This window comes from Streptomyces sindenensis (assembly GCF_014649035.1).
Taxonomy (GTDB): Bacteria; Actinomycetota; Actinomycetes; order Streptomycetales; family Streptomycetaceae; genus Streptomyces; species Streptomyces sindenensis.
This window is the reverse complement of record NZ_BMSG01000043.1, coordinates 18,770-31,724: the sequence shown is the minus strand read 5'-3', so window position 1 is coordinate 31,724 and position 12,955 is coordinate 18,770. Positions and strand designations below refer to the sequence as shown.

Genomic DNA, 12,955 nt, shown 5'->3' with positions numbered 1-12,955 from the left:
CGGCCCCCCCCGGCGGGAGATCGGGCGCGCGCGCCCGTAACGTCGGACCCATGACGCAGCGGGCACTCGATTCCTCCGGGGAGCAGACCCCCGGCCCCTCCCGGCCGGCCATGATCGACGCGGGGGCGGAACTCGATCCCGTGCACCCCGTGGAGCCACCGCCGCCGCCCCATCGCCCGGACGGTCTGAGCACCGCCGAGGTCGCCGAACGGGTCGCGCGCGGTCAGGTCAACGACGTACCCGTACGCTCCTCGCGCTCGGTCACCGAAATCGTCCGGGCCAACGTCTTCACCCGGTTCAACCTGATCATCGGCGTGCTCTGGGTGATCATGCTGTTCGTCGCGCCGATCCAGGACAGCCTCTTCGGCTTCGTGATCGTCGCCAACACCGGCATCGGCATCATCCAGGAGTGGCGGGCCAAGCGGACCCTGGACAGCCTCGCGGTGATCGGCGAGGCGAAGCCGACCGTGCGGCGCGACGGGGTCGCCGCCGAGATCTCCACCTCCGAGATCGTCCTCGGCGACCTGGTCGAGCTGGGCCCCGGGGACAAGGTGGTCGTGGACGGCACGGTCGCCGAGGCCGACAGCCTGGAGGTCGACGAGTCGCTGCTGACCGGGGAGGCCGACCCGGTGCTCAAGCGGGCCGGTGACCCGGTGATGTCGGGCAGCTTCGTCGTCGCGGGCGGCGGGGCGTTCACCGCGACGAAAGTGGGGCGCGAGGCGTACGCCGCGCAGCTCGCCGAGGAGGCGTCGCGCTTCACGCTCGTCCACTCGGAGCTGCGCAGCGGCATCAGCACGATCCTCAAGTACGTCACGTGGATGATGGTGCCGACGGCGATCGGGCTGGTCATCAGCCAACTGGTGGTGAAGGACAACAACTTCAAGGACTCCGTCGCCCGGACCGTCGGCGGCATCGTCCCGATGATCCCCGAGGGCCTGGTGCTCCTCACCTCCGTGGCCTTCGCCATCGGTGTCGTCCGCCTGGGCCGCAAGCAGTGCCTGGTGCAGGAGCTGCCGGCCATCGAGGGCCTGGCCCGGGTCGACGTGGTCTGCCTGGACAAGACGGGCACGCTGACCGAGGGCGGCATGGACGTCACGGAGGTCCGGCCGCTGAACGGGAGCGACGAGGCGTACGTCGAGGAGGTCCTGCGGACGTTCGGCGCATCGGACCCCCGGCCCAACGCCAGCCTCCAGGCCATCATCGACGCGTACCCGCAGCGGGAAGAGGCCGCCTGGACGGTCACGGACGCGATGCCCTTCTCCTCCGCGCGCAAGTACAGCGGCGCGGCGTTCACCGAGGCCGAGGGGGCGGCTTCCGCCTGGCTCCTCGGCGCACCCGACGTCCTGCTGCCCGAGGGCGACACGACCCTCGCCGAGATCGAGCAGCTCAACGAGCAGGGGCTGCGGGTGCTGCTGCTGGCCCGTGTGCGGGGCCACGACCTGGACGCGCCCGGCGCCGCCGCCGGAGCCGCCCCCACCGCCCTGGTCGTCCTGGAGCAGCGGCTGCGGCCGGACGCGGGCGACACGCTCGCCTACTTCGCCGACCAGAACGTGGCCACCAAGGTCATCTCCGGCGACAACGCGGTCTCGGTCGGCGCGGTCGCCGGGAAGCTGGGTCTGGCGGGCGCGGAGAACACGCTGGACGCCCGCCGGCTGCCCACCGACCCGGACGAGATGGCCACGGCCATGGAGGGGCACGCGGTGTTCGGCCGGGTCACCCCGCAGCAGAAGCGGGACATGGTGGCGGCCCTCCAGTCGCGCGGCCACACGGTCGCGATGACCGGCGACGGCGTGAACGACGTGCTGGCCCTCAAGGACGCCGACATCGGCGTCTCGATGGGCTCGGGCTCGGAGGCGACGCGGGCGGTGGCGCAGATCGTGCTGCTGAACAACAGCTTCGCGACACTGCCGTCGGTGGTGGCCGAGGGCCGCCGGGTGATCGGCAACATCACCCGGGTCGCGACGCTCTTCCTGACCAAGACGGTCTACTCGGTGCTGCTGGCGATCCTGGTGGTCTGCACCCAGGTGGAGTACCCGTTCCTGCCCCGCCACCTGACCCTGCTGTCCACGCTGACCATCGGCGTCCCGGCGTTCTTCCTGGCGCTCGCGCCCAACAAGGAACGGGCCCAGCCCCACTTCGTACGCCGGGTCATGCGGTACGCGATCCCCTCGGGCATCGTCGCGGCGACGGCCACCTTCGCGACGTACCTGGTGGCGCGGCACCACTACAGCGGCGAGGGCGCGCTGGAGGCCGAGACGAGCGCGGCGACGCTGACGCTGTTCCTGGTCTCGATGTGGGTCCTGGCGATCATCGCCCGCCCGTACACCTGGTGGCGGATCGGCCTGGTGGCGGCGATGGGGCTCGGCTTCCTGATCGTGCTCGTGGTGCCCTGGCTCCAGGACTTCTTCGCGCTGAAGCTGGTCGGCACGACGATGCCGTGGACGGCGGTCGGCATCGCGGTGGCGGCGGCGGTCCTGCTGGAGTTCGTCTGGCGCTGGGTGGGGCGGCGCTTCGGGGCGTAGGCCGCGGACAGCGGACACGGGGAAGCCCCCGGGGGCGGCGGTCCTCCCGGGGGCTTCTGGGTGCCGGTCCCGCTGTGCGGGTGCGGGCTACTTCACGTCGACGAAGTCGCCCTTGGCCGAGACCGCCGGGGTGCTCGGGGTGCCGGCGAAGCTGTAGCGCCACGTGCCGTCGGCCGAGGCCTTGACGGTGGTCTTCAGGGTGCCGGTGGAGCTGGTCTTGACGGTCTTGACCGTCGTGTAGCTCGTGGCGCCCTTCTTCTTGAACTGGAGCTTCACGGCCTGCGCGCTGTAGCCCTTGTACGTGCCGGTGTCCCAGTTGGCGCGGGTCAGCTTGCCGGTGACCGTGATGGTCTTGCCCTTCTTCACCGGCTCCGGGGAGGCGTTCACGGTCAGCTTGGAGAAGCGCTGCACGCGGACCTTGGAGAGAGCCTCGTGCTGGAACTCCTCCCCCTCCTCGGTGACGGCCGACGCGCCGACGCGCCACCAGGTCGCATCGGAGTTGATCAGCAGGCCCGGGTCGAGGGTGATGGTGCCCTTGCAGGTCGAGGTGGTCGCGCTGACCACCTTGCAGGAGATCGACTTCCCGTTCGGGCCGAAGCCGAAGCTGTCCTCGTCCTCGACGGACGAGCCGATCCAGATGAACGCGGCGACGCCGCCGACACCGGCCTCGGCGGTGGCCGTGGCGGTGAAGGGCACCGTCTGCTTCGACTTGGTCCCGACCGGAATCGGCTTGCCGCCGTTGACGACCGCCGAGGTGATCTTCGGGGCGGCGGCGGCCTGCGCGGCGGCGAACCCGCGCTTCGACTTCTCCCCGGCCGAGGGCTGGGTGGCGGTGAAGCCGCTGTCCGGGCTCCAGGAACGGCCGTCATCGGCCTGCGCGGCCGGTACTGCGAAAGCGGAAAGGGCCAGGGCGCCGGAAACGGCGGCCACGGTGGCACGAATACGCATGTGTCCCCAAGTGGAGAAGGGGCCCCGGGGCGCGCTTGTACCGTCAGCCCGGCGGGACCCATCTGGTCCATGAGCCTCTTGGCTCACAGGAACAGACAGGCGAATCAGGTGAACGGTTGTGCGGATCTGTGACTTTCCTGTGAACTCGCAGCTCACTCCCGGGAATCCGCCGGCCCTCAGTCGAACCAGCGGTCCCGCGCCAGCTCCTCCGTACGCGACGGGTCCTCCAGCAGTGCCGCGACCTCGAAGCGGCGGGGCCACTGGCCCGCCGCCCAGGCGAGACCCGCCGCCACACCCTCCAGGGTGGCGGCGTGGACGACGCCGTCCGGGGTGCGGCGCCAGTCCAGTTCGACGCCGCCCGCGCGGAGTTCGGGGTGCTCAAGGTAGGTGTCGGGGGTGGCGGGGCCGAGCAGGACGCGGACCGACTCCGGTACGCGGTGTTCCTCGCCCTCGCTGGTGACGTCCGCCTCGACCGTCTCGCCGAGGCGTCGCACCTGGAGCAGGTCGGCCAGCTCGGCGGCCCGGGACGGGGCCACGGGGAGCAGGGGCAGGCCCTCCGTCAGCGGCAGCACGTCCGGGGCGTCCGCGATCACGGCGTCCGACGCGTCGACCACGGCCACCTCCCCGTCCACCACCGCGCGCAGCTCGTCCGGCAACGTCACCTGGTCCGGGTCGAGTTCGGCGAGCGCCGTGTAGAGCGCGTGCAGCTGTACGGGGGTGACGGGGCGGTCCTCGTCGGCGAGCCGGCCCAGCAGTTCGGCGGCGCCGCCGGGCTCGTCCAGCAGGGCGGCGACCGACGTGCGCACCCCGAGGGCGCGCAGCACCTGGGCGTCGTCGAAGCCGGTCGCGTCCACCGCGTCGTACAGCCCGGCCAGCAGCGGGTCGCCGCCCGCCGAGCGCAGTCCGGCGGGGCGGCGGCCGTCCAGCACGGGGTGGTCGCGCAGCCACCACGCGGTGTACGCGCGCACGGACCGCGTCGTGCCGTCCGGGAGCAGCACCCGCACGGGCTGCGTCAGCGCGTCGCGCAACGGCGGCTGGGCCAGCATCGCGAGCGCCTGCGGCCAGGCGTCGTCGTCGACCAGGTCCAGATCCCGTACGGCGACGATCTCGGTGGCGACCGGCGGCACGGGCGTCTCGGGCAACTGATCGAGCAGGTCCTCGCACCAGACGTCGACGGCGTCCAGCAGTCCGGCGTCGTCGGGTTCGGCGAAGTCGCTGTCGCGGGGCTCCAGTTCGTCCGGGTCGAGGACGACGTCGGCGGCCCGGACGAGGGCGAAGGTGGCGAGCACCCCGCAGGCGGCCAGCGGGCCCTCGCCCCAGCGGTCGGCCATCTCCTGCTCGACGAGGGCGAGTTCCCCCTCCCGCATGATCTGGGCGAACGGGCTCCCGGGAAGGACGAGTTCACCGGCGGGGGCCGGTTCACCGTCCTCGTCGGGGAGGGCGAGCGCGCCGAGCCACGGCTCGTCGCCGGGGGCGAGCTCGGCGTCGCGCACCAGGGTGAGCACGGTATCGGCCAGCTCGTCGGCGTCGAGCGCGTCCTCGTCCCAGATCTCCCCCGCGTCGAGCGATCCGGCCACCGCTGCCCGCACTTGAGGGGTCGTCAGTACGGCGCGGGGTGTGGCGGGCAGGGCTCCGAGCTTCTCCAGGAGGGGGTGGGTGGCGTCCGGGTGGGCGACCTTCAGGCCGAGCCGGGAGAGGCGGCCGAGGACAGGGCCGGTCAGCGCGTCCGGGAGGGGCAGGAGGATCTGGCGCGGCCCGATCGTCGTGCGCGGCGGGCGACCGGCCTGCTCGTCCTCCGGGTCACCGGCGAGCGGGACGGGGAGGCCGGTGAGCCGGTCGGGGTCGGTGCCCGCGAGGCTGTCGTAGAGCCGGTGCCACCAGGCGGGGTCACGCTCCAGACCGGCGAGGCGGTCGATCGCCTCGGTCAGCGGGACCCGGGCGACCCCGAGGGTGCGCAGCTCGGTGCGCCGCTCCAGACCGGCGGGCAGCAGACAGGGCAGCACCTCGGCGAGGACGGTCACGGTCTCGGCCCCGACGCCCTCGACGACCTCGGCCTCGACGGGCCGCAGGGCGGAGGCGGCGGAGGCGGTGTCCTCCGTACGGTCCTGGTCCTCGGCACGGTCCCAGTCGTCCGTCCAGCTCTGCTCCGCCTCGGGGCCCCGGGGCGCGGCGGGCTCCAGGAACGGCACGCGCGGCAGCCGGGCCAGGATCGCCCCGCGCAGGGCCCCGTCCAGCGCGCCCTTGCCCAGCTGGCCGGGCACCAGGTCGATCGTCCCGGTCGACACGGGCCGCCAGTCACCCAGCAGCTCGGCGTACGCGTCGGCCGCCCGCTCCACCAGGAAGTCCGTCAGCGGCCCCGGCGCGGGGTGCCTGCGGGCGGTGTCCAGCGGCAGCGAGGCGATGAGCAGGGCGGGGATGCCGAGGGGTTCGTCGGTGGGGGTCGGGGCGTGCACGACCGGTGCCGTACGGGGGCGGAGCGGGGCGCCGGACTCGTCGACCGGGACCGCCCAGGTCACCGACCAGTGCGGACGCAGCCGCTCCTCGACCGGACGGTCGGCGAGCAGGGCGGGCTCGACGGGCCCGTGGTGCAGGACGGTGCGCCAGCGGTTCAGGCCGCGCGCCGAGTCGTCGATGTGCGTGTACGGGCCGTGCTGCGACCGGCTCAGGGTCCGTGTGCCGTCCGGGGTCTCGATGACGATCTCGTCCAGGCCGGGCAGGGTGAGCAGCAGCGCGTCGTCCACGGCGGCCAGCAGCCGGGCCACCAGGTCCTCGGCGGTGCCGTCGCGCAGCGGCAGCACGACGACGGTGTCGTACCCCTCGGGCGCGGAGCCCTCGGCGGGCAGCGGCAGGCGCAGCAGCGGTACGTGTCCGTCGCGGCGGCGCAGCTCGTCCCCGAGGCCGGGGGAGCCGACGGCCGCCTGGCGGGCCAGCTCGCGCGCCTCGGCCAGCGACCAGCGGACACCGCCGTGCCGGCCGAGCACCGCCGGTTCGTCGCTGACCGCGAGCACGGCGGCGAACCCGACGCCGAAGCGGCCGACGGAGGATTCGTGCCCCTCGCGCTTGGCGGAGGCCCGCAGGGTGGACAGGGACTCCACGCCGGTCGCGTCGAGCGGTGCGCCGTTGTTGGCGGCGGCCAGCACGCAGCGGGCGTCCGGGTCGCCGGGGGCGGCGGGGTGCAGGGTGAGGCGGAGCCGGCCGGGGGCCTGGGCGCGGGCGGCGGCGTCGGCGGCGTTCTGGGCCAGCTCGACGACGAGGCGGTCGCGGTAGCCGCCGAGCGCGAGGTCCTCCTCGGCGTTGGCGTCCTCCCGGAACCGGGCGGGCCCGGCGCCCCATGCGTCGAGCACGCCGCGCCGCAGCCGTGCCGTCCCGAACGGATCGGCCCCCTCGGTCGCCTTCATGCTCACGCTCTCGACTCCGTCCGCGTTGTGGGTGGCCCGCGTATGCCTGTGCGGCCCAGTGTGCGCCCGAAGGTACCGCGCGCGCCGCCCCGCGCTCCCGTCCGGCCGCCCCTTCGGCCCGTCCGGCGACCGGTTCCGGCCCGTCCGACGATCCGTTCCAGCCCGTCCGGCGTTTGAGGACGGAACCCTTGCGGTGGTCCGGGGGGCCGCCATTCCAGCCCGTCCGGCGTTTGAGGACGGAACCCTTGGCCGGGGCGGGGGTCACTGAACAGGTGCCTGGTGCGCAGGACCCTGCGGTGGCACCCGACACCACGTCGACGGTTCCGTCCTCAATCGCCGGACGGGCTGGGGGGTGCGGGCAGGAGCGTCAGGAGTGCCCCAGGTCCTCCGACGCGCCGTCCGCCTCGGCCGGCACCGACCCCTCGCCCCGCTCCGGCCGCAACGCGTACGCGTCCACCCGCATCGTGTCCAGCGCATGATCCGCCGGCCGCACCGGCTTCGGCATCACCGCGGCCTCCGAGTGCCCACCGCACCCGTACGCCAGCGACACCACATGACCGTCCGCCGGGCCGAACTCGTTCGCGCACACCCCGAAGGCCTGCTTCAGCGAGCCCGCCATCGGGATCAGGAACGCACAGCTGACACACGTCGCCGGAGCCGCCTGGGCCATCGGCGTCTTCGGGCCGAACGCCTCGTCCCAGCGGTCGGCCGCCTCGTGCAGCCCGTACCGCGACAGCACCCGCGCCCGGCGCGTGCCCAGCTCCTCCGCCACCGCGGCGATGGAACCCCGGCTGGTCGCGGCCACCGGCCGGTCCGTCAGCTCGGCGTCCTCCGCGTCGACGAGCTCCGCCAGCTCCTCGGAGACGATCGAGTTCGGCGGCGGCTCGTCCTCGCCGGTCCAGCCCGGCTCCAGGCGCAGGTCCTCCGCCTCGGTGGGCAGCAGGTCCCCGGGGCCCATGTCGCCGGGGCGCAGCCGCTCGCTCCACGGCACCCACTCGGGGGCCAGGAGCGCGTCCGCCCCGGGCAGCAGCACCGTTTCGTCCAGGGTGACGTTCTTCGCGCGGGAGGCCCGCGCCACCGTCACCGCCCAGCGCCAGCCCCGGTAGCCGGGCTCCTTGGCCTCGAAGTAGTGCGTGACGACCCGGTCCCCCTCGGAGACCACGCCGACGTGCTCACCGACCACTCCGGGCGCGGCGGCCTCCTCGGCGGCCGAGCGAGCGAGGTCGACCGCCTCGGCGCACAGGCGGTCGGGAACGGGGGTACGGGTCGTACGGGTCGCACGGCTTCGCGTGGTCGTCGCAGCACTCACAGGTCTTCGCTTCTCTCCATACGCCAGTCTCACGAGCGCGCCAGCTGCTGCACGATTGCCGTTTCGGCCAGACAGGTGCGGGCGGAGCGGACCTGGGGGCCGCGTCGACGTCCACACCCGTTGTGCCTGCCTCGGGCGCGCCTTCTGCCACCCATTCTGCGGGATCGCCGAGAGGCGCGCGGCCAAGAACAACCGCCGGTGGCGCGTTACGCACGCTACCCTCTCCGCCGCTCTGCGCCCACCTGCCCGTCCCAAACGTGCCGGATCCGTTCCCCGCGGCCGGCGCCCGGCGACCGGCCCCCGCCCCCGTACGGCACGGCCGGCCCTGCTCGCCCGACAGGCGTCAACCTCGGCGCCCCGCGCGAGTCCCCGGCCGATCACCGTTCATACCGGCCGGGGTTGGGGCACTATGACGGGGTGACTGCCGCCAGGTCGCACGACGGTCCCGGCCCGTTCCGCAGGGCGGGACGGGCGACGGGCCGTGCCCTGCGCGCCCCGTTCACCGGCACGGCGCGCTCCATCCGCAAGGCGACACACGCCCACGGCGCCGGGGAATCCGGCCTCGGCAAGCTGATCGAGCTGCACGCCGTGAACGGCGCGGGCGACGTCATGATCACCGTCGCTCTCGCCTCCACCGTCTTCTTCTCCGTGCCGACCGACGAGGCGCGCGGGCGCGTCGCCCTCTACCTCGCCATCACCATGGCCCCCTTCACCCTCCTCGCCCCGGTGATCGGCCCGCTGCTGGACCGTCTGCCGCACGGCCGCCGGGCCGCGATGGCGGGCGCGATGCTGGCCCGTGCGCTGCTGGCGCTCACCATGTCGGGCGCGGTCGCCACCGGCGGTCTGGAGCTGTATCCGGCCGCACTGGGCGTCCTGGTCTCGTCGAAGGCGTACGGCGTGGTGCGCAGCGCGGTCGTGCCACGCCTCCTGCCACCGAATTTCTCCCTGGTGAAGGCCAACTCCCGGGTCACCCTGGCCGGGCTGCTGGCCACCGGGATCGCGGCCCCGATCGGGGCCGGGCTCCAGACCATCGGTTCCGCCTGGCCGCTCTACGGGGCCTGCGCGATCTTCGTGGCGGGGACCTTCCTCGCCTTCACCCTGCCGCACAAGGTCGACTCCGCGAAGGGCGAGCGCCGGGCGCGGCTGGTCGACCCGCACCACGACGAGATCCCCGCGCGGCCCGCCCCCGGCAGGGCGTCCGGTCGGACGGGCAGCACCCGGGCCGGGCTGCTCAGAGGCCGCGGCAGGGCCGGCGACGGGGAGAGACCGGCCAAGGAGCGGCCGCCGGGTCTGCGGTCCGTCGGCGGGTCCGTCCTGCACGGCCTCCAGGCCAACGCCGCGCACCGGGCCCTCTCCGGCTTCCTCATCTTCTTCCTGGCGTTCCTGCTGCGCGAGCACCCGCTGGCGGGGCAGAGCGCGGCGGTCTCGCTCGGCATCGTCGGCGTGGCGGCCGGGGTCGGCAACGCCTGCGGTACGGCGGTGGGCTCCTGGCTCCGGGCGCGCGGCCCCGAGGTGATCATCGCCACGGTGCTGGGGCTCGCGCTGAGCGTGGCGGTCCTGGCCGCCGTGTTCTTCTCCACCGTTCTGGTGGCGGCCCTCGGCGCGGTCGCGGGCTTCACCCAGGCCCTGTCCAAGCTGTCGCTCGACGCGATGATCCAGCGGGACGTGCCCGAGGAAGTCCGCACCTCGGCGTTCGCCCGGTCGGAGACGTTGCTCCAGATGGCCTGGGTGGTCGGCGGCGGAATCGGCATCGCCCTGCCGCTCAACGCGGTGCTCGGCATGTCGGTCGCCGCGGGCATCCTGGCGCTCGGGGCGGCCACCTCCGTACGGGGCCTCCTGGGGGCCGCACGGCGCGGCACGCCGCACCCCCGCGTGGCGTGAGCGGAGGCGACCGATAGCCTTCGCCCCATGACCGTTGCGTTCTTCTCCGGTAAGGGCCGTCGAATCGGCGTCGCTCTTGGTGCCGTGTCCGCGGGACTCCTTGTCCTGTCCGCCTGCGACAAGCCGACGCCGCTCGCGACCGTGACGGTCGGCAGCGACTCGGTGAACACCGAGGCCACCTGCTACAACGACGGCGATGCGATCAAGGAATCGCTGATCCAGGGCTGCCTGAACAAGAAGTCGGGCAAGGTCGTCAAGATCTCCATGGACGACAAGGTCCGCTTCGGCGTCGACCCCGAGATCGCCGAGAACGGCTGGACGCTCTTCATCAACGGCCAGCAGGCCGAGCAGGAGCCGTACAAGAACACGTACCGGACGATCCCCGGCAACGCGTTCCTCGCCAGCCAGACGGGCCAGACCGCCGAGGAGACGAACGTCTCCATCGTGGAGACCAAGGGCAAGAAGCTCACGGGCATCTGGCAGTTCCGGTTCGAGAACAAGAACAAGGACTGACCCCGGCGCCCCGGGATCACCTCTTCCCCTCTGCTCCCCGTCCTCGACTTTGAGGCTGACATCCGTGCGTGTGCTCGTCGTGACCGCGGTCCCGGTGGAACGGGACGCGGTCACGCGTGCGTTCGGGGACGCTTCCGGGGGCTCTGCGGAGCGCGTGCCCCTGCCGGGGGCCGAACTGCACCGCCGCGGTGCGTTCGACGTCCTGGCGGGCGGTGCGGGCCCGGCCGCCGCTGCGGCGGCCACCGCCTTCGCCCTGGCGTCGGGGGCCTCGGCGGCCGCTCCGTACGGGCTGGTCGTCTCGGCCGGGATCGGCGGGGCGTTCACCCCCGTGACCCCGCTCGGCTCACTGGTCGTGGCGGACGGCATCGTCGCCGCCGACCTGGGCGCGGAGACCGCCGACGGCTTCCTGCCGGTCACGGCGCTCGGCTTCGGCCGGGACCGCTTCGCCCCGCCGCCCGTGCTGGTACGGAAGGTGGCGGCCGCCACCGGCGCGGCCACCGGCCCCGTGCTCACCGTCTCCACCGTGACCGGCACCGCCGAACGCGCCGGCGCCCTGCTCGCCGCGCACCCGGGGGCGCTGGCCGAGGCGATGGAGGGCTTCGGGGTCGCGGAGGCCGCCGCCCGGGCCGGCGTGCCCGTACTGGAGGTGCGGGCCGTCTCGAACGCCGTCGGCCCCCGGGACCGGGACGCCTGGCGCATCGGCGACGCGCTGGCCGCGCTCACGGACGCGTTCGGGGCGGCGGCACCCGTACTGGAGGGCTGGAACAGCCACGAGAACCCGGAAGGTTGAACCGGCATGACGAACGAAACCGAAACCGGCACCGGCACCGGCACCGGCACTGGCACCGCGGCCAGTGGCTCCCCGGCCGGGGACGCGATCCGGATCGCGTACTCGCCCTGCCCCAACGACACCTTCGTCTTCGACGCCTGGGCGCACGGCCGGGTCCCCGGCGCGCCCGCGCTGGACGTGACCTTCGCCGACATCGACATCACCAACGGCATGGCCGAACGCGGCGAGCTGGACGTCCTGAAGGTGTCGTACGCGGTGCTGCCCTGGGTCCTGGACGAGTACGCGCTGCTGCCGTGCGGCGGAGCGCTGGGCCGGGGCTGCGGTCCGCTGGTCCTCGGCAAGGAGCTGGGCCTCGACCTGACCGGCCGGACCGTCGCCGTGCCGAGCGAGCGCTCGACGGCGTACCTGCTGTTCCGGCTCTGGGCGGCGGAGATGGTCCCGGACGGCGTCGGCGAGGTCGTCGTGATGCCGTTCGACGAGATCATGCCCGCCGTACGGGACGGCAAGGTGGACGCCGGCCTGGTCATCCACGAGGCCCGCTTCACGTACCGGAACTTCGGGCTCCACAACCTGGCCGACCTGGGCCGGCACTGGGAGGACACCACCGGCCTCCCGATCCCCCTCGGCGCGATCATCGCCAAACGCTCCCTCGGCGAGGACACCCTGCGCCGCCTGGCCGACGCCGCCCGCAGCTCGGTCCGCCTCGCCTGGGACCACCCGGAGGTCTCCCGCCCGTACGTCCTGGAACACGCCCAGGAGATGGACCCGGCCGTCGCGGACCAGCACATCGGGCTGTACGTGAACGAGTTCACCGCCGACCTCGGTGAGGACGGCTACGCGGCGGTCCGCGGCCTCCTCACCCGCGCGGCGGCGGAGGGACTGGTCCCGCCGCTGGGGCCGGACGCGCTGGCGTTTCCCTGAGGGAACGGCCGACGACGGCGAGCGGCAGCGGCAAGCGGCAAGCGACCGAAGGAACCCCCTGTGCACACCGCGATCGGCCCGTTCACCCTGGAGTTCTGGAAGGAAGGCCGCACCCACGAGCGGCGCTCCGGCCTCCGGGGCACGGTGCCGGAGTTCGGCGAGGTCGTCCTCACCGCCCCGCTGCCCCTCAAGCACACCCCGGGCAGCGTGGTCTCGGAGGTGCGCGGCCCCTCGATACCCACGGCGGTGTTCGAGACCCGCGGCATCCACACCGAGGCCACCGATCTGCCGACGCTCAACGGTGCGACGCTCCGGGTCGGCGACGCCCCGGTGCACCTGCGGCGCAACCGCTTCGGCCTGACGCTCCGGGCCCGCGCCCTGCACTTCCGGTACGGCGGCGACCACTACCGGCTGCGGGCGGTGAGCCGGAAGCGGTTCGTGCTGACCCGCCGGGCCGACGACGAGGACGCCGGGGTCTCGCTCACGGCGAAGCAGTCGGGGCTCGGCGGCGGCCGGAAGCTGGTGGTGCGGTCGACGGGCCAGGCCGTGGCCGCCGACATCGCGCTCGTCACGCTCTTCGCCGGGGTCGACCGCGCACCGCTGACCAGGGGCGGCGCGGTGCGCGCGGCCCTGGGCCGGTCGACCCGGCTCCTCGCCGAGAGCCAGGCCTGAC

Annotated in this window: 9 protein-coding genes; 6 read left to right on the top strand and 3 right to left on the bottom strand. The window is 73.8% G+C overall.

Features of this window, described 5'->3' with window-relative positions; genetic code table 11:
- Positions 1-50: 50 nt before the first annotated feature.
- Positions 51-2,522: an HAD-IC family P-type ATPase gene (locus IE145_RS30480; RefSeq protein ID WP_189528659.1), complete on the top strand. Its 2,472-nt coding sequence runs from the start codon at positions 51-53 to the stop codon at positions 2,520-2,522.
- An 87-nt stretch (positions 2,523-2,609) separates the two neighbouring features.
- On the opposite strand, the gene IE145_RS30475 is transcribed toward IE145_RS30480, so the two are convergent.
- From IE145_RS30475 to IE145_RS30465, 3 genes are all read right to left on the bottom strand, one after another.
- The gene (locus IE145_RS30475; RefSeq protein WP_189528658.1) at positions 2,610-3,470 is read right to left on the bottom strand and encodes a calcium-binding protein; all 861 of its coding nucleotides are present in this window, start codon (positions 3,468-3,470) and stop codon (positions 2,610-2,612) included.
- A gap of 176 nt (positions 3,471-3,646) precedes the next feature.
- The gene (locus IE145_RS30470) at positions 3,647-6,868 is read right to left on the bottom strand and encodes a sacsin N-terminal ATP-binding-like domain-containing protein (RefSeq protein WP_189528681.1); all 3,222 of its coding nucleotides are present in this window, start codon (positions 6,866-6,868) and stop codon (positions 3,647-3,649) included.
- Between the two features lie 367 nt (positions 6,869-7,235).
- A complete protein-coding gene (locus IE145_RS30465; RefSeq protein ID WP_229825967.1) occupies positions 7,236-8,177 on the bottom strand; it encodes a DUF3027 domain-containing protein in 942 nt (313 codons plus the stop codon).
- A gap of 417 nt (positions 8,178-8,594) precedes the next feature.
- Here IE145_RS30465 and IE145_RS30460 point away from each other — a divergent pair, with 417 nt between their 5' ends.
- The 5 genes from IE145_RS30460 (at position 8,595) to IE145_RS30440 (ending at position 12,954) form a co-directional block, all read left to right on the top strand.
- Positions 8,595-10,058 (top strand): MFS transporter, encoded by a 1,464-nt coding sequence (locus IE145_RS30460; protein WP_189528657.1) that lies wholly within the window; start codon positions 8,595-8,597, stop codon positions 10,056-10,058.
- A gap of 27 nt (positions 10,059-10,085) precedes the next feature.
- A complete protein-coding gene (locus tag IE145_RS30455) occupies positions 10,086-10,571 on the top strand; it encodes a DUF2771 domain-containing protein (protein WP_189528656.1) in 486 nt (161 codons plus the stop codon).
- A 64-nt stretch (positions 10,572-10,635) separates the two neighbouring features.
- Positions 10,636-11,361 carry a futalosine hydrolase gene (locus IE145_RS30450; protein WP_189528655.1) on the top strand — a complete coding sequence of 242 codons (726 nt, stop codon included), beginning with the start codon at positions 10,636-10,638 and terminating at the stop codon, positions 11,359-11,361.
- A 6-nt stretch (positions 11,362-11,367) separates the two neighbouring features.
- Entirely contained in the window at positions 11,368-12,282 is a 915-nt protein-coding gene (locus tag IE145_RS30445; protein WP_229825966.1) for a 1,4-dihydroxy-6-naphtoate synthase, read from the top strand.
- 60 nt (positions 12,283-12,342) lie between these two features.
- The gene (locus IE145_RS30440; RefSeq protein WP_189528654.1) at positions 12,343-12,954 is read left to right on the top strand and encodes a hypothetical protein; all 612 of its coding nucleotides are present in this window, start codon (positions 12,343-12,345) and stop codon (positions 12,952-12,954) included.
- Position 12,955: the final 1 nt, after the last annotated feature.

Coding starts and splice junctions, on each gene's coding strand:
- IE145_RS30480 (WP_189528659.1), top strand. CDS start 51: ATGACGCAGCGGGCACTCGATTCCTCCGGGGAGCAGACCCCCGGCCCC.
- IE145_RS30470 (WP_189528681.1), bottom strand. CDS start 6,868: ATGAAGGCGACCGAGGGGGCCGATCCGTTCGGGACGGCACGGCTGCGG.
- IE145_RS30475 (WP_189528658.1), bottom strand. CDS start 3,470: ATGCGTATTCGTGCCACCGTGGCCGCCGTTTCCGGCGCCCTGGCCCTT.
- IE145_RS30445 (WP_229825966.1), top strand. CDS start 11,368: ATGACGAACGAAACCGAAACCGGCACCGGCACCGGCACCGGCACTGGC.
- IE145_RS30455 (WP_189528656.1), top strand. CDS start 10,086: ATGACCGTTGCGTTCTTCTCCGGTAAGGGCCGTCGAATCGGCGTCGCT.